The following is a 17,680-nucleotide window of genomic DNA, read 5'->3' as shown; positions in this document are numbered from 1 at the left end:
TCAAAAGTGAGCCGCCGTAAGGGCGCCCCCCTGAGTCGCCGTTACCGCAGCAACGGGTATGTACTCGGCCAGCATCCTGGGTCGGCTATCAGGCGGCCATCAAGACATGGGTATCTACTCATCTATCACCCGGGAAGTTTCCTGTTAGAACTCAGCGGCTGGTTTTGGGGCCGCTTCGCAGCCCAGCGCGGGACAAGCCCGCTCACCACAGAGTTAGGTGTCAGCCTTTGGGAGTTATGTGGAGGCCTATGCCCCGATCGCAGTGGATCAGTCAAAAATGCATCAACTGATACTCCCTCATCGGGGGTAAGCCCTCTCCCACATTTGATTGCATTGCAAAGTGCTGTCGCGCTGAGTCCAGTCAGTCGGCGATGACTACAATCGACACCCGTCGATTCTCGGTGCGCCCCGCCGCTGTCGCGTTAGACGCGACGGGCTCAGCGCTGCCCAGCCCGCGCAGTTGGATGTTTTCTTCTTTCATGCCCACGCCTTGCAGCACCGTCGCCACGCTTTTCGCGCGGCGCAGGGACAGTTGCTGGTTGTAGGTTTCCTTGCCCGAGGTGTCGGTGTGGCCGTCAACGCGCACGCGTTCGATGCCCACGCCCAGCAAGGCCTTACCGATGCGCTGCACGATATCGGTGCTGGGTTGGTTGAGGGTTTCTACGTCGCTGCCAAACAGGACTTTGCCCGACAGGCCGAATGCCCAGCCTTCGTCGGTGAGTTCGAAACCCTGTTGTTTGAGGACTGCGACCTGCGCCGGGCTCAGGCCTTTGGGTGGGGCTGTCTGGCACCCGCCGAGGGCGAGGAAGGCCACCAGCAACGAGATAAGTAAAACGCGCGCGCTAGAAAACAAGGGATCAACTCCTGTGTTGAACATTGGCGGTAGAGTGCTCCGACTCTGCCGTTTGCTGGCCGCCCTGGGAAAACCGTTTGGCCTGGTACATCGCCGCATCGGCGGCATTGAGCAAGGTGCCGGGGGTGACACCGTGTTCGGGGTAGATGGCGATACCAATACTGAGGGAGGTAAACACCTGGGTGTCGCCAGGCACGGCAATCGGTGTGTCCATGCTGGCGATGATCTTGTCGGCGATGCGCTGGGCGTCTTCAACCTTGTGCAGCGGCGCCAGCAGGATGGCGAACTCATCGCCGCCCAGGCGTGCTACCAGGTCGTCTTCTCGCAGTTGCGCACGCACGCGCTCGGCGACGGCCACGAGCACGGCATCCCCTGCCGCATGTCCAAAGCTGTCATTGATCTCTTTGAAGCGGTCGCTGTCGAGGTAAAGCACCGCCAATTGTTCCTTGGCCTTGGCAGCGCTGCGCAGGGCACGGATCAACCGGCCTTCGAAGAACGCACGGTTGGGCAAGCCGGTAAGGCTGTCATGGTTGGCCTTGTGTGCGAGGGTTTCGTTTTCGCTTTGCAGGTGGCTTTGCCAGGCTTCCATCTCGCCAAGCAAAGCATTGAAGTCGCTGCCCAGGCTATCGAGTTCGGCGATGCGCGCCGGCGGCACGCGACGGTCGAAGTCGCGTTCGCAGCGCGCGGCGTGGGCCACGGCGGCGAGGCTTTGCAGCGGCCCGGTGATGCCCTTCAGCAAACGGCGCGCGAGGTGCAGGGCAACCCAAGCGCTGAGAGCGGTACAGATTAGGATCCCCGCCAGACCACTGAGTAGAAAGCGCAGCAGGCTGCCACCGTGGCCGGTCAGGTGGATGCTGCCGATGGTCCGCCCCTGGTGCAGGATCGGCTGATTGATGGGCTGTTCAAGCAGGGTATGCGCCAGTGCCAGTTCAACCCGCGAGAGCATGCCGGTTTCCGGGCGTTCCCAATGCGCCAACAGCCTGCCGCTGGCGTCGAACACATCGGCCTGGGCCACTTCTTCAGTTGAAGCAATCAGGCTAAGGGCTTCGGTGGCCGCAGCGCGGTCGTTGAACACCACCGCCGCTTCGACGGTGTAATTGATGGAACGCGCGATCAGGTGCAGGTTGTGTTCGGCGTAGACCCGCAGCGCCAAGACGCCGAGCAGGGTCAGGGACACGCTGGCCAGGGTCACCGCTACCAGCGCCAGGATCATATGCCCGCGGCCGATAACGGAGCGCAGAGTGGGTCGCACAGTCACGGCTGTCATGAGGCCGGCGCCCGACGACGGGACAGTTGCAGCACGCTGGGGTGAATACGCACGCCGCTGCGCGCCACCGAGTCGAGGTTGACCTCAAACGACACTTGCTCATCGCCCACGCGCAGGCAGAACAGGCTGCCCACGGTGCACTGGTCACCGCCTTCGCTGATGCTGAGCACCGGATGGCCGATCAACGAGTCAAACAGGCGGCTGCGTTCGTCAGTGCTGAGTTTGCCGATGTACACGGCATCACAGGCGTTGACGACATCGGGGTGGTCGACCAGCAGGCGTCGCACCACGACCGGACGACCGGTGGCCTGGGTGGTGCCCTTGATCAGATCGTCGGTGTATTGAGTCGGACCGAGGATGCACAGGCGCAGTTGCTCAGGCTCCACGGGCCAGCGGGCATAACTGAGAATACCAAGTACCACTTGGGTGACCGCCTGGGCGCGCTGATCAGCCGGGCCCGGGGCTTCGGCAAATACGCGAGGTGCCAGCAGGCATAGAACCGCCATCAGCAGTAGGCGTCTCCAGCTCAAACTACGCTCAGTGGGCGAGACGGCCACGTTCATGCAGCGATACTCTCAGGTGTTATCGGGGTGATGCCGCAACGATAGCACAGCGTCAGATATTTCTGACTCCGGACCCAACTCCAGCATCAGCCCACTCAAACGCTTGACCTTGCGCCGCACGGCCTCCTCAAACACACCACCACGGGGCTCGATCAGGCTGAACCAGCGTTTGGCGCGGGTGATGCCGGTGTAGATCAGTTCCTTGGTCAGCACCGGGTTCAAGGCGTCCGGCAGGATCAGCGCGGTGTGGGTGAATTCCGAGCCTTGGGATTTGTGCACGGTCATGGCGTATACGGTTTCCACATCATTCAGACGGCTGGGCAATACAAATCGCACGCCGCCTTGGCCGTCGTTACGTGGGAAAGCGACGCGCAGCACCTGAGGGCCGCCGTCACTTTCGGGCAGCTTCAGGGCGATACCGATGTCGCCGTTCATCAAGCCCAGGCCGTAATCGTTGCGTGTCATCAGCACCGGGCGACCTTCATACCATTGCTCGTCACCCTCGATCAGCCGCACTTTGCGCAAGGCTGCAGTGATGCGCACGTTCAGCCCTTCCACACCCCAAGGGCCCTTGCGCACGGCGCAGAGCAGTTGGAACGCATCAAAGGCTTGCAGCAGTTGTTGCGCCCACTGGGTCCAGGCGAGATCGTCGCGCGGGGTTTCGAGGGCCGGACGCGCGCAGTGCAGTAAGTTGAGGTAATAGCGATAACCCTGGGCGCCATCGCCCTGCCCATCCAGCACCAGCCGTTCCAGGGCGTGGTCATGCTCACCTTTAAGGCCGACGCAGAACAGGTCGTTATGGCTACGCGCGGCCAGTAACTTGCGGGCCTCTTCGGCGTTTTGCTGGTTGACCCAGCGCGCCAATTGGCCGATGCCGCTGCCTTCGCCGAAACGTCGCGAGTAACGCAGCATCACCACTTGCTGGGCCAGAGGATGGCTGCCGTCGAGGTCCTCCAGCAGGCCGCTGGCGTCGAGGTCTTCACCGCTGACGGCTTGCAGCCATTGACGAGTCTGAGGGCTGTACCAGCCGGCTTCGGCGTCGCGGCACAAATCACCCAGTACGGCGCCGGCCTCTACCGAGGCGAGTTGGTCTTTGTCGCCTAGCAACACCAAGCGGGCATGGGGCGGTAACGCGTCCAGCAGATTGGCCATCATTTCCAGGTCGATCATCGAGGCTTCGTCCACCACCAGCACATCCAGGGGCAACGGGTTGCCAAGGTGATGGCGGAAGTGCCGAGTGCCCGGACGGCTGCCCAGCAAACGGTGAACCGTGGTGACCTGGGTCGGAATCTTTTCCTTCACGCTTTGCGGAACTGTCAGCGACAGCACTTGCTGGCTGATGGATTCGGTCAAGCGCGCGGCGGCTTTACCGGTAGGCGCGGCCAGCCGGATGCGCAACGGGCTACCGGACTCTACGGCCGGCGCCTGCAACAGCGCGAGCAGGCGCACCACGGTGGTGGTCTTGCCGGTGCCGGGGCCGCCGGTGACGATGCTGAAGGCACCGCGGGTAGCCAGGGCGCAGGCGAGTTTTTGCCAGTCGATCACGCCATCGGGCGCCGGCTGGTCAAACAAGCCGTTCAAGCGTTGGGGCAAATCCGCGGCGACGGTTTCCTGGGTGGCGAGACGCAAGCGCAATGCGGTGTCGATGCGCCGTTCGTAGGTCCAGTAGCGGCGCAGGTACAGGCGTGTGCCCGACAGTACCAAGGGACGACTGTGTGCCGATTCGCTGCCGTCCACCGCCAGGGCGACCAACGGGCTGGCGGCCAATGCGTGACACCAGTGGGCGCCGTCGAGGCCGTCGAGCAACTGCGACGGCAGCAGCATGGCGCCGGTTTGCAGGTCGCCTTCGGGCGGCAAGGACAATGCAAAGTCTGGCGCTTTGAGGGTTTCGAACAGATCCAGGCACACATGGCCGTGGCCCAGTTGATGGCTGGTCAGCGCCGCGGCCAGTAACACCAAAGGGTCGGCGTGTGGGTCGAGCTCGTGCAGGAAACCGACGAAGGCTTTGTCCAATGCGCGCAGCCAACCGCGGTCAACCCAACGCTCCAGCAACTGCACCAGGTCGGCGGCGCGGCTCAGGGGTTCCAGCGCCTCAAGCGGTGATGGCAACAGGCTCATAACAACACTCCTTGTTCCCAGGCGGGCTCAACCTTGGGCGGGATGGGCTTGCCCTGGAACAGCAGGTCCAGGCCTTCGATCAGCTCACGCGGCGGCCGGGTGAAAAACGCTCCTCGGCTGACGGCTTGGGTGCCCCGCAAGAACACATACAGCGCGCCACCGACGTGGCGGTCGTAGTCGTAGTCCGGCAGACGCGCCTTGAGCTGGCGATGCAGCGCCAGCAGGTAAAGGACGTATTGCAGGTCATATCGATGCTCAAGGATCGACTGCTCCATGGCCGCTTGGGTGTAGGCCAAGTCGTCAGGGCCGAGCCAGTTGGATTTGTAGTCAGCCACGTAGTAGCGGCCATCGTATTCGAAGGTCAGGTCGATAAAACCTTTGAACATGCCGTTGAGCAGCACCGGCTCGGCAGCGACACGGGAGACACCGTTATGGGTGTACTGGCAGACCAGCTTGTCGAGGGCAAGCACGTCGACTTTGTGGCTGGCGAACCAGAATTCCATTTCGATCTGATACTGCTGCAGGCTGCTCAAGCTGACGTGGTCGTTATCCACAGGCAATGGCGTGTGCAGTAAGTGACCCAGCCAATCGCTGAGGGTGATGATCCAGCCTTCCCAGTTACGGCGATTGCAGCGCGCACCTACAGCGTTCTCGATGGCTTGCGACGTCGCGTTGAAACCTTCTTCACCGGCCCACTCCAGGAGGCCGTGAAGGAAGGTGCCTGGGTTAGGACCGCGTGGGAAACGGTGAATATCGCCGCCGGAAGCCGCCACTTCACGCGGTGCGTCGGGATCGAGGCGTTCGTCATCAAACAGCTTTTGCGCTTGTGGGCTTTCTGGCGCTTCGAGGTTGGCGACGCTCATGCTTTCACCCATTCGCAAGGCGCTGTAGGACGCGATCCACCAGTTTTCGGCAGCTTTGCGCTTAGGCAGCAACGGTGCGAGCAAAGTCGCTTGGTTGCGCGGCGGATGAAACATGATCTCTTGGGCATCGGGCACGTGGGCATAGTGGATGGCCGGGCAGCCTTCCTGCAGATCCAGCAGCCAGCGCGCCAGTCCCGCAGACTCGCCCAACGAAGCTCCAGCGCCGAGCAAGTAGCCCAGCGCCGACAGGTGCAATACCGAGCTGCTGCTGTTGCCGCGCTTGAGGTCGGCAACGCCAAGCCAGCAGGCATGTTTGGCGCGGGTCAGGGCCACGTAGAGCAAACGCAGGTCTTCGGCCAAGCGCTCGTCATCGGCCTGGGCGATTAACTCAGGCGTAGGACGCAGGCTGACTTGGGACTTGCCGTGTTCATCGTGGTAATGCAGCGGTAGGCGACTGCCGTCGACCGGCTTGGCCGAACAGATGAAGGGCAGGAAGACCAGGTCGTATTCCAGGCCCTTGGATTTGTGAATGGTCACGACCTTGACCAGTTGCTCATCACTTTCCAGGCGCAGGATTTGCTCTTCCCCGGCTTGACCGGACAACGCGAGGTGTTCGGCCAGGTGGCGGATCAACGCCTGTTCACCGTCAAGTTCCGACGCAGCTTGTTGCAACAACTCGCTGAGGTGCAACAGGTTGGTCAGCACACGTTCGCCGTCGCTGCGGGCAATCAGGGTTTGCGGCAGTTTGAAGTCGTGCAGCAGACGACGCAGCATCGGCAGCACGCCTTGGGTTCGCCAGATCACGCGGTAGCCACGGAACTGCATCACGCGGCGTTCCCACGCCAGTTCGTCCTGGTTCAGACGCTCCAGTTCAGGCAGTGATAGGTTCAAGGTGACGCAAGCCAGGGCAGCCCGTAGCGGCCGCTCGACGTCCGGCTCGGCACAGGCCTTGAGCCAGGCCAGCAAGTCGTGAGCTTCCTGGGCGGCGAACACCGAATCCTTGTCGGACAGGTATACGCTGCGCACACCACGGGCGGCCAACTCGGCGCGCACCGCTTGGGCTTCCTTGCCGTCGCGCACGAGGATGGCGATGTCTGACGGCAGTACGCCTTTGAAGCTGTCATCCGGCCTTAGAAAACCGGCCGTGCCTTGCTGGCCGCCGTTGAGCAACTCGACAATCTGCGTAGCACAGGCGGCGGCCAGTTGTTGGCGGTACACCGCGTTGGACACCGGCTGGTCGGTGGGCAGGTGCCAAAGGTGCATGGCCGGTAGCGTTTGGCCGTCGACCTGCAGTTTTTCCTTGCGGCCTTGGGATAACACCGGCTGGAACGGCACCGGGTTATCGCCATTCGGCTCGCGGAACAGGAACGCGCCCCGGCCCGTTTCTGCGCGCTGGAACACATGGTTCACCGCATCGACCATCGCATGGCTGGAACGGAAGTTGGTACCCAAGGTGTGGTGGCGGCCGGTGGTGGATTGGCGGGCGCGCAGGTAGGTGTAGATGTCGGCGCCACGGAACGCGTAGATCGCTTGCTTGGGGTCGCCGATCAGGAACAGGCCACTGTCGAGGTGGTTCTCTTCGATGCGGTAAATGCTGTCGAAGATGCTGTACTGCACCGGGTCGGTGTCTTGGAACTCGTCGATCAGAGCCACCGGGAATTGCTCTCGGATCACGCTGGCCAAGCGTTCGCCGCCCTCTGCCTGCAGAGCGGCATTCAGGCGGATCAGCATGTCGTCGAAGCCCATTTCTGCGCGACGGCGCTTTTCTTCTTCGAAGCGTTTACCCACCCAACCGGCAGCGTGTTGCAACACGGCGGCGTCAGGGGTTGGTAAGGCGTCGAGAGCGGCTTTGAGGCCGGCCATTGCGTCGATGCCGGGGTGCTGCGGCGGGTCGCCCTTCCATGCTTCGGCCATGCCGTCGGGGGTGAGGCGGGTGAAGCCGGTGCCGATGTCCAGTTGTTCCAAGGTTTCATCAGCGGCCCAGGCGCTGATTTTTTCGAACCAGGGCTCGAAGTAACGCGCTTGCATCTTGCGCCCGTCAACGGCTTTCGCGGCCACGGCTTGCAGGCAGATGTCACGCAGCTCTGCGGCCCATTGCTGCCAGGGCGCCTTGAGTTCTATCAGGGCTTCTCGGCGCTCCCGCAAGCAGGCATTGATCAGCTCCGCAGGTTCGCGGGTTTCATCGGTGGGCCTTTCGCTGCCGAACAGTGCGCGCACCCGAGGCATCAATGCGGCAGGACCGCCCCAGTTGTTGCGCACCCAGTTGAGCGCGTCGTCACGCATTGGGTAGCAAAACAGCCGCCAGTAGTCGCGCAGCACTTCGCCGAGCAGGTCGCTGTGGTCGGTTTCAAGGGTTTGGGTGAACAAGCTACCGCTGTCAAACGCGTGCTCGCGCAGCATGCGCTGGCACCAGCTGTGAATCGTGGAAACCGCTGCTTCATCCATCCATTGCGCGGCGATGTCCAGGCGGTTGGCGCAGGCGGGCCATTGCTCCGGGAGGTATTGCGCGCGCAGGTCAGCGATCAGCGCGTCGGGTTGTTCGATCTCATCGCGGAAGAAACGAGCGGCTTCGGCCAGACGAATGCGGATACGCTCGCGCAGTTCTTTGGTGGCGGCATCGGTAAAGGTGACGACGAGGATTTGCGGTGGCAGCAACTCGCGACCGAACCCGGCTTCATCGCCACCATGACCCAGCACCAGACGCAGATACAAGGCAGAAATAGTGAAGGTCTTGCCGGTACCGGCGCTGGCTTCGATCAGTTGGCTGCCGCTCAGCGGGAAGGCCAGGGCCAAGGGTTTGCTGCTCATGCGCCGGCCTCTCCGCCTGTGAGTGATCGCCATGGGGCATTGATCAGCGGTCGATACAAGGTTTCGCACCAGCCTTCGAATTCTTCGCTGGCAATCAAGGCTGCGTAATCGGGGAACTGCCGGGTAAGCGCCGGAGTTTCGCGGCGTTCGCCGTCGGTGGTCAGGCCGTCACCTTCATAGGCTTTGCTCGCTGCCACCTGCGCTTTGGCCGGGTCGGTTTGGCTAAGCCAGGCGAAGGCCGTTTTTACGGCTACCGGCAGCGGTTTTCTCATTCCACTGTGCCAGGCCAGCAGTAGGTTGCAGAGGAGTTCCTGGGCGGCGGACTTATCCAGCGGGGCCAGTAGCAACGTATCGTCACTGGCCACCAGACCCGTGCTCAACGGTAGGCCACAGGCGCACGCCACCACATGGTTGACCCAAGGGCGGATCAGTCGATGCCACTTGCGTGCCTTGATCGATCCAATGCTATTGGGGATGGTGGTGACGCTAAGCAATCCGCCATCACTGCGTCGGTGCAGGCCGCTGATCCAGCCTTCCAATGCAATGCCTTGATGCTCAAAACTGATCGGTTCGGCACCGATGTGTGGAATGGGCCAGAGCGCCAGTAATTGTTGGTAGCGTTGCAGCAAACCCGGCAGGGGCTCGATCAATTCGTTGCGCAGGCACTCGCCAAAACCGACCATGGGCAGTAAGCCACTTCCTTGCAAACGCAGGGCCTGGGCGTTGAGGGCTTGGTCCAGGTGATCGGGTTGGGACAGCGCCGCATTCAACAGGCTATCGCTCAGGCTGTAACGTTGCAGCGCATCGAGAACGAAGGGTTCCTCATCGGCCAGCGGCACTTCGGCGGCCTCGAAGAACACTTTCAGACGCTGACTGAAGAAGTGTTTGACCGGGTTGCGTAGGAAATCTTGCAACTGGCCGAGGCTCAGGGGTTCTTCCTGATGGTGTTGTGCCAGATCATCTTGCTCAGGTGCGGCTACCTGCGCTTCGTGTAGCAACTGCCATTCGCGGGCGTAGCTGAACAGCGGATCGCCTTCGTGGAAGTAGCGGGCGCTGAAGGGTTGGAGCGGGTGTTCCTGGGTCATCGCGTCCAGCAGTGGCTTTTCTGGTTCTGCGTTATGCCAGCCGCTGGCGATATGGTCGCGCAGTTGGCCGATCAAAACAGACGCAGGACGCTCGCTGTTATCGCGGATGCTTCGGCCGACCCAACTGATGTAAAGCTGGTCTCGGGCCGATAGCAGCGCTTCAAGTAGTAGGTAACGGTCGTCTTCGCGACGCGAACGGTCGCCTGGGCGATAGTCGCTGCCCATCAGGTCGAAATCCAAGGGTGGTTGGGCTCGCGGGTAGTCGCCGTCGTTCATACCAAGCAGGCAAACCAGCTTGAACGGAATCGCGCGCATAGGCATCAAGGTGCAAAAATTGACAGCCCCGGCGAGGAATCGCTGGGATAGACGACCTTGGTCCAGGCCGGCGAGCCATGCTTCACGGACTACGGTGAGCGATAACTCATCCTGTAGGCCTACTGACTCGCAGGTTACCAGCCAGGTTTCCCTTAGTTGCTCAAGCTGACCCAGCAGGTAATCGTCGTGCTCACTGCTGGGCAGGAAAAACAGTTGTATCAGGCGTTGCAAACGTTCGCCCCACTCGTGGGGAGCCGCGGGTTGGGACAGCGCCTGATGGGCATCGCCGAGTGCGTCGAGTAAAGCCACCAGCGGGCCGATTAATGCCGCATCGAGTCCGCCAATTTCGTCGTAAGGTTCAATGCCGTTACAGGCAGCACCGGTGCCGACGGCGTAACCCAGCAGCATACGGCGAAGGCCGAAACTCCAGCTGTTTTGTTCCAGCTCACTTGGCAGACCGAGGCCGGCCCGTTGTTCCGCGTTGAGCCCCCAACGGATACCGGCACCTTCGATCCAGCGGTGCAATGTGGGCAGGTCGCGCTCCTTGATGGCAAAGCGTTCACGCAAGGCCGGGACGTCCAGCAGATCAAGAATTTCGCTGACGGGAAAGCGACTGTCGGGGAGTTTGAGCAGGTGTTCGACGGCGATCAGCAGAGGGTCGCGGCCACGTTGACCTTGGTCGGTCAGGGTAAAGGGGATGAAGCGTGAATCACTTCTTTCCAACTGGCCGAAGACCGCACGAATATGCGGTGCGTAGCTGTCGACGTCGGGGACCATGACAATGATGTCCCTTGGACGAAGCGTGGGGTCGGCGCTGAAGCGTTGGAGCAGTTGATCGTGAAGGATTTCCACTTCGCGCTGGGCGCTGTGGGCAATGTGGAAGCGAACTGAGGTGTCACGCTCCAGATCGACTGCGGGCCATAGGTCGCGGGTTTCGTTGAGTGGGCGCAGCTCGAGGATATCGTCCTGGAGTTGGTTAAGCAGTGTCGTGGGTTCGCTGTCACTGAACAGGTCGATGCGGCCATCACGAAAGGCAGCGCGGTAGCTGTTCGGGTCGTCGTAACTGTCCAGCAGACTGATGTAGTCGCGGCCTTGTTTACCCCAGGCGGCCAGCAGCGGATGGGCGTGCTGGTGCAAGGTTTGTGGGTCGATGGTGACCGGCATACAGGCTTTGCGTGATTGACGCTTGTATTCGTTACGCAGTAGATCTTTGTCGGCGACGATGTCGGACCAGTGGTGGCGACAAGGATTGTGCACGCACAGCAAGACTTGGCTGAAACGGGCAAGGCCAGCCAACGCTTCGAGCGCTTGGGCAGGCAAGGAAGAAATCCCGAAAACAATCACCCGAGAAGGCAAGCCCTTCGGCGCTTCCTCAAGAGCATTGATACGTTCGATAAAGCGTTGGTGGACGCCGGCGCGACTTTCGGCCATCCCCTCTTCCCCGACGTCCAACAGCAGTGCGCGCCATAACTCGGCTTGCCAGCAATTGGCGGGGTTAAGAGGCTTGGATTCCCCTCGACCGTTGCGCAATTGGTGGCGGCCGGCGGCCCAGTCCTCCAGCCAGTCGGCACGATAGACCTGGTATTGGTCGAACAAGTCAGCCAGACGTTCCGCGAGCTGGTAGCGTTTACGCAAGTCTGCGTCGTTCGTCAGAAAGCGCTGCAATGGCTCGAAGTGCGGCTGATCAATGAGCTCAGGAAGCAAGCGCATCAGGCGCCAAGTGAGTGGGGCTTTATCGAGCAGGGAGGTGGGGGGGATTTCGTCACGCCCCAAGACCATGCGATAGAGCTGCCACATGAAGCTGCCGGGGAGCTGAACATCGATCGCGGCAGCGATTCCGCAGCCGCCCATGTCGCCGTCTTCTGGGTCTTCCGCCAGGGCCAGTTTGAGCCACTGGGCAATGCCGTTGCTCTGTACCAGGGCAATTTCGTTTTCCAGGGGAGCCAGTGGGTAACGGCGCATCCAGCTCACCACCAGGCTGCGTAGTTCGTCCAGGCGATTGCCATGAACCACCATGAATCCAGCGCTGGGGGACGTCGCATCCGGCATAACGGCTTCCTTGGGAAAAGCAAAATCGAGGCATGGACTTTAGCACTGAAGATTGCTCGGATGAGCGTCTTCGCACTTTCCGATCGCCCAAAACAAAACCCCATCTGCTTTCGCAAATGGGGTTTCGGAATTTAATCTTGACGATGACCTACTCTCACATGGGGAAACCCCACACTACCATCGGCGATGCATCGTTTCACTACTGAGTTCGGGATGGGATCAGGTGGTTCCAATGCTCTATGGTCGTCAAGAAATTCGGGTACTGAGTCGCGACCAGCTGGCCTCGCTTCAGCAAATTGGGTATGTGATAGCTTTCGGTGTTTGCAAGAGTCGAACTTTCGGTTCATTTCGTCTTCACACACCGCAATCTGGTGCTCTTTCGCTTTTCAGCTCGAAGCAAGCAAATTGCTTGGGTGTTATATGGTCAAGCCTCACGGGCAATTAGTATTGGTTAGCTCAACGCCTCACAGCGCTTACACACCCAACCTATCAACGTCGTAGTCTTCGACGGCCCTTTAGGGAACTCAAGGTTCCAGTGAGATCTCATCTTGAGGCTAGTTTCCCGCTTAGATGCTTTCAGCGGTTATCTATTCCGAACATAGCTACCCGGCAATGCCACTGGCGTGACAACCGGAACACCAGAGGTTCGTCCACTCCGGTCCTCTCGTACTAGGAGCAGCCCCTCTCAAATCTCAAACGTCCACGGCAGATAGGGACCGAACTGTCTCACGACGTTCTAAACCCAGCTCGCGTACCACTTTAAATGGCGAACAGCCATACCCTTGGGACCGGCTTCAGCCCCAGGATGTGATGAGCCGACATCGAGGTGCCAAACACCGCCGTCGATATGAACTCTTGGGCGGTATCAGCCTGTTATCCCCGGAGTACCTTTTATCCGTTGAGCGATGGCCCTTCCATACAGAACCACCGGATCACTAAGACCTACTTTCGTACCTGCTCGACGTGTCTGTCTCGCAGTCAAGCGCGCTTTTGCCTTTATACTCTACGACCGATTTCCGACCGGTCTGAGCGCACCTTCGTACTCCTCCGTTACTCTTTAGGAGGAGACCGCCCCAGTCAAACTACCCACCATACACTGTCCTCGATCCGGATAACGGACCTGAGTTAGAACCTCAAAGTTGCCAGGGTGGTATTTCAAGGTTGGCTCCACGCAGACTGGCGTCCACGCTTCAAAGCCTCCCACCTATCCTACACAAGCAAATTCAAAGTCCAGTGCAAAGCTATAGTAAAGGTTCACGGGGTCTTTCCGTCTAGCCGCGGATACACTGCATCTTCACAGCGATTTCAATTTCACTGAGTCTCGGGTGGAGACAGCGCCGCCATCGTTACGCCATTCGTGCAGGTCGGAACTTACCCGACAAGGAATTTCGCTACCTTAGGACCGTTATAGTTACGGCCGCCGTTTACCGGGGCTTCGATCAAGAGCTTCGCGTTAGCTAACCCCATCAATTAACCTTCCGGCACCGGGCAGGCGTCACACCCTATACGTCCACTTTCGTGTTTGCAGAGTGCTGTGTTTTTAATAAACAGTCGCAGCGGCCTGGTATCTTCGACCGGCATGAGCTTACGGAGCAAGTCCTTCACCCTCACCGGCGCACCTTCTCCCGAAGTTACGGTGCCATTTTGCCTAGTTCCTTCACCCGAGTTCTCTCAAGCGCCTTGGTATTCTCTACCCAACCACCTGTGTCGGTTTGGGGTACGGTTCCTGGTTACCTGAAGCTTAGAAGCTTTTCTTGGAAGCATGGCATCAACCACTTCGTTAACTAAAAGTTAACTCGTCATCAGCTCTCGGCCTTAAGATCCCGGATTTACCTAAGATCTCAGCCTACCACCTTAAACTTGGACAACCAACGCCAAGCTGGCCTAGCCTTCTCCGTCCCTCCATCGCAATAACCAGAAGTACAGGAATATTAACCTGTTTTCCATCGACTACGCTTTTCAGCCTCGCCTTAGGGACCGACTAACCCTGCGTCGATTAACGTTGCGCAGGAAACCTTGGTCTTTCGGCGTGGGTGTTTTTCACACCCATTGTCGTTACTCATGTCAGCATTCGCACTTCTGATACCTCCAGCAAGCTTCTCAACTCACCTTCACAGGCTTACAGAACGCTCCTCTACCGCATCACTTACGTGATACCCGTAGCTTCGGTGTATGGTTTGAGCCCCGTTACATCTTCCGCGCAGGCCGACTCGACTAGTGAGCTATTACGCTTTCTTTAAAGGGTGGCTGCTTCTAAGCCAACCTCCTAGCTGTCTAAGCCTTCCCACATCGTTTCCCACTTAACCATAACTTTGGGACCTTAGCTGACGGTCTGGGTTGTTTCCCTTTTCACGACGGACGTTAGCACCCGCCGTGTGTCTCCCATGCTCGGCACTTGTAGGTATTCGGAGTTTGCATCGGTTTGGTAAGTCGGGATGACCCCCTAGCCGAAACAGTGCTCTACCCCCTACAGTGATACATGAGGCGCTACCTAAATAGCTTTCGAGGAGAACCAGCTATCTCCGAGCTTGATTAGCCTTTCACTCCGATCCACAGGTCATCCGCTAACTTTTCAACGGTAGTCGGTTCGGTCCTCCAGTTAGTGTTACCCAACCTTCAACCTGCCCATGGATAGATCGCCCGGTTTCGGGTCTATTCCCAGCGACTAGACGCCCTATTAAGACTCGCTTTCGCTACGCCTCCCCTATTCGGTTAAGCTCGCCACTGAAAATAAGTCGCTGACCCATTATACAAAAGGTACGCAGTCACCCAACAAAGTGGGCTCCCACTGCTTGTACGCATACGGTTTCAGGATCTATTTCACTCCCCTCTCCGGGGTTCTTTTCGCCTTTCCCTCACGGTACTAGTTCACTATCGGTCAGTCAGTAGTATTTAGCCTTGGAGGATGGTCCCCCCATATTCAGACAAAGTTTCTCGTGCTCCGTCCTACTCGATTTCATGACTAAGAGATTTTCGCGTACAGGGCTATCACCCACTATGGCCGCACTTTCCAGAGCGTTCCGCTAATCTCAAAGCCACTTAAGGGCTAGTCCCCGTTCGCTCGCCACTACTAAGGGAATCTCGGTTGATTTCTTTTCCTCAGGGTACTTAGATGTTTCAGTTCCCCTGGTTCGCCTCTTACGCCTATGTATTCAGCGTAAGATAACCATCTTATGATGGCTGGGTTCCCCCATTCAGACATCTCCGGATCAAAGTCTGTTTGCCGACTCCCCGAAGCTTTTCGCAGGCTACCACGTCTTTCATCGCCTCTGACTGCCAAGGCATCCACCGTATGCGCTTCTTCACTTGACCATATAACCCCAAGCAATCTGGTTATACTGTGAAGACAACATTCGCCGAAAATTCGATTTGGCTCTTTCGAGCCACTCACAAATTTTACCTTAGCCTGATCCGTTACCAGTGAAAGTAACGTTCAGTCTATCTTTCTATCACATACCCAAATTTTTAAAGAACGATCTAATCAAAGACTAGAAATCAACATTCACCATCATCACAATGGAATGCTCATTTCTAAGCTTTCAACAAACAGAAGCAGTAGTGGTGGAGCCAAACGGGATCGAACCGTTGACCTCCTGCGTGCAAGGCAGGCGCTCTCCCAGCTGAGCTATGGCCCCGTATTTCTACAGGCGTTTCCCACACAAAATTGGTGGGTCTGGGCAGATTCGAACTGCCGACCTCACCCTTATCAGGGGTGCGCTCTAACCAACTGAGCTACAGACCCAATTTCGGGCTGCTTCTTTATCGTCTTCTTCAATGAATCAAGCAATTCGTGTGGGAACTTATGGAGCAGCTGATGTCGTCGATTAAGGAGGTGATCCAGCCGCAGGTTCCCCTACGGCTACCTTGTTACGACTTCACCCCAGTCATGAATCACACCGTGGTAACCGTCCTCCCGAAGGTTAGACTAGCTACTTCTGGTGCAACCCACTCCCATGGTGTGACGGGCGGTGTGTACAAGGCCCGGGAACGTATTCACCGCGACATTCTGATTCGCGATTACTAGCGATTCCGACTTCACGCAGTCGAGTTGCAGACTGCGATCCGGACTACGATCGGTTTTATGGGATTAGCTCCACCTCGCGGCTTGGCAACCCTCTGTACCGACCATTGTAGCACGTGTGTAGCCCAGGCCGTAAGGGCCATGATGACTTGACGTCATCCCCACCTTCCTCCGGTTTGTCACCGGCAGTCTCCTTAGAGTGCCCACCATTACGTGCTGGTAACTAAGGACAAGGGTTGCGCTCGTTACGGGACTTAACCCAACATCTCACGACACGAGCTGACGACAGCCATGCAGCACCTGTCTCAATGTTCCCGAAGGCACCAATCTATCTCTAGAAAGTTCATTGGATGTCAAGGCCTGGTAAGGTTCTTCGCGTTGCTTCGAATTAAACCACATGCTCCACCGCTTGTGCGGGCCCCCGTCAATTCATTTGAGTTTTAACCTTGCGGCCGTACTCCCCAGGCGGTCAACTTAATGCGTTAGCTGCGCCACTAAGAGCTCAAGGCTCCCAACGGCTAGTTGACATCGTTTACGGCGTGGACTACCAGGGTATCTAATCCTGTTTGCTCCCCACGCTTTCGCACCTCAGTGTCAGTATCAGTCCAGGTGGTCGCCTTCGCCACTGGTGTTCCTTCCTATATCTACGCATTTCACCGCTACACAGGAAATTCCACCACCCTCTACCATACTCTAGTCAGTCAGTTTTGAATGCAGTTCCCAGGTTGAGCCCGGGGATTTCACATCCAACTTAACAAACCACCTACGCGCGCTTTACGCCCAGTAATTCCGATTAACGCTTGCACCCTCTGTATTACCGCGGCTGCTGGCACAGAGTTAGCCGGTGCTTATTCTGTCGGTAACGTCAAAACAATCACGTATTAGGTAACTGCCCTTCCTCCCAACTTAAAGTGCTTTACAATCCGAAGACCTTCTTCACACACGCGGCATGGCTGGATCAGGCTTTCGCCCATTGTCCAATATTCCCCACTGCTGCCTCCCGTAGGAGTCTGGACCGTGTCTCAGTTCCAGTGTGACTGATCATCCTCTCAGACCAGTTACGGATCGTCGCCTTGGTGAGCCATTACCTCACCAACTAGCTAATCCGACCTAGGCTCATCTGATAGCGCAAGGCCCGAAGGTCCCCTGCTTTCTCCCGTAGGACGTATGCGGTATTAGCGTCCGTTTCCGAACGTTATCCCCCACTACCAGGCAGATTCCTAGGCATTACTCACCCGTCCGCCGCTCTCAAGAGAAGCAAGCTTCTCTCTACCGCTCGACTTGCATGTGTTAGGCCTGCCGCCAGCGTTCAATCTGAGCCATGATCAAACTCTTCAGTTCAAACATCTTTGGGTTTTTAAGAAACCCTAAACTTGGCTCAGCAATCGTTGGTTACATCTTTGATTTCTCGCGGAGTAACTTGTGATGCTGATAATCTTGTTGACTATCAGTCTGACTCCACAAGCACCCACACGAATTGCTTGATTCAGTTGTTAAAGAGCGGTTGGTTAAGATCTTTCGTCTCAACCGAGGCGCGCATTCTACAGCAGCCTCATTTGCTGTCAAGTGATTATTTTCAGAAGCTTTCGAAGATTTCTTCAACAACTTCAACCACTTGCGCTTCTGATCTCTCATCAGCGGGAGGCGAATTCTACAGCGTTACACGCTGCTGTCAACACCTCTTTTTCAACTTCCTTTTGGCTTCGATGAACTGAAGCAACTTACCGCCGAAAACTGC

6 protein-coding genes, 2 tRNA genes and 3 rRNA genes are annotated in these 17,680 nt (G+C 58.2%); all 11 read right to left on the bottom strand.

The window, feature by feature from the left end; all coding sequences use genetic code 11:
• Positions 1-361: 361 nt before the first annotated feature.
• Positions 362-853: an OmpA family protein gene (locus ACVWXD_RS00055; RefSeq protein ID WP_032885564.1), complete on the bottom strand. Its 492-nt coding sequence runs from the start codon at positions 851-853 to the stop codon at positions 362-364.
• A 4-nt stretch (positions 854-857) separates the two neighbouring features.
• Positions 858-2,120: a diguanylate cyclase domain-containing protein gene (locus ACVWXD_RS00050; protein ID WP_099602222.1), complete on the bottom strand. Its 1,263-nt coding sequence runs from the start codon at positions 2,118-2,120 to the stop codon at positions 858-860.
• Complete coding sequence (locus ACVWXD_RS00045; RefSeq protein WP_032885562.1) at positions 2,117-2,683, bottom strand: YfiR family protein; 567 nt, start codon at positions 2,681-2,683, stop codon at positions 2,117-2,119. The genes ACVWXD_RS00050 and ACVWXD_RS00045 overlap by 4 nt, the downstream gene beginning before the upstream one ends.
• 12 nt (positions 2,684-2,695) lie before the next feature.
• On the bottom strand, positions 2,696-4,801 hold the full coding sequence (gene recD, locus ACVWXD_RS00040) for an exodeoxyribonuclease V subunit alpha (protein ID WP_286819521.1): 2,106 nt from the start codon (positions 4,799-4,801) through the stop codon (positions 2,696-2,698).
• Positions 4,798-8,472: an exodeoxyribonuclease V subunit beta gene (recB, locus tag ACVWXD_RS00035; RefSeq protein WP_457370564.1), complete on the bottom strand. Its 3,675-nt coding sequence runs from the start codon at positions 8,470-8,472 to the stop codon at positions 4,798-4,800. The genes recD and recB overlap by 4 nt, the downstream gene beginning before the upstream one ends.
• Entirely contained in the window at positions 8,469-11,921 is a 3,453-nt protein-coding gene (recC, locus tag ACVWXD_RS00030) for an exodeoxyribonuclease V subunit gamma (protein WP_457370563.1), read from the bottom strand. Before recC ends, recB begins: the two co-directional genes overlap by 4 nt.
• 135 nt (positions 11,922-12,056) lie before the next feature.
• Positions 12,057-12,172 (bottom strand): 5S ribosomal RNA (gene rrf / locus ACVWXD_RS00025).
• Between the two features lie 169 nt (positions 12,173-12,341).
• Positions 12,342-15,233 (bottom strand): 23S ribosomal RNA (locus ACVWXD_RS00020).
• A gap of 247 nt (positions 15,234-15,480) precedes the next feature.
• Positions 15,481-15,556, bottom strand: a tRNA-Ala gene (locus tag ACVWXD_RS00015).
• 30 nt (positions 15,557-15,586) lie between these two features.
• Positions 15,587-15,663: transfer RNA gene (locus tag ACVWXD_RS00010), tRNA-Ile, on the bottom strand.
• Between the two features lie 83 nt (positions 15,664-15,746).
• Positions 15,747-17,283 (bottom strand): 16S ribosomal RNA (locus tag ACVWXD_RS00005).
• The 16S, 23S and 5S rRNA genes sit together here with 2 tRNA genes alongside, the layout of an rRNA operon.
• Between the last annotated feature and the right edge of the window lie 397 nt (positions 17,284-17,680).

The sequence above is a fragment of the Pseudomonas sp. TE3911 genome (genome assembly GCF_054062775.1).
The sequence above is the reverse complement of the archived record's forward strand: the minus strand, read 5'-3'. Positions and strand labels throughout refer to the sequence as shown.

Excerpts from the sequence above, each read along its gene's own strand:
- ACVWXD_RS00050 (WP_099602222.1), bottom strand. The coding sequence starts at position 2,120 with ATGACAGCCGTGACTGTGCGACCCACTCTGCGCTCCGTTATCGGCCGC.
- ACVWXD_RS00045 (WP_032885562.1), bottom strand. The coding sequence starts at position 2,683 with ATGAACGTGGCCGTCTCGCCCACTGAGCGTAGTTTGAGCTGGAGACGC.
- recD (WP_286819521.1), bottom strand. The coding sequence starts at position 4,801 with ATGAGCCTGTTGCCATCACCGCTTGAGGCGCTGGAACCCCTGAGCCGC.
- recC (WP_457370563.1), bottom strand. The coding sequence starts at position 11,921 with ATGCCGGATGCGACGTCCCCCAGCGCTGGATTCATGGTGGTTCATGGC.
- recB (WP_457370564.1), bottom strand. The coding sequence starts at position 8,472 with ATGAGCAGCAAACCCTTGGCCCTGGCCTTCCCGCTGAGCGGCAGCCAA.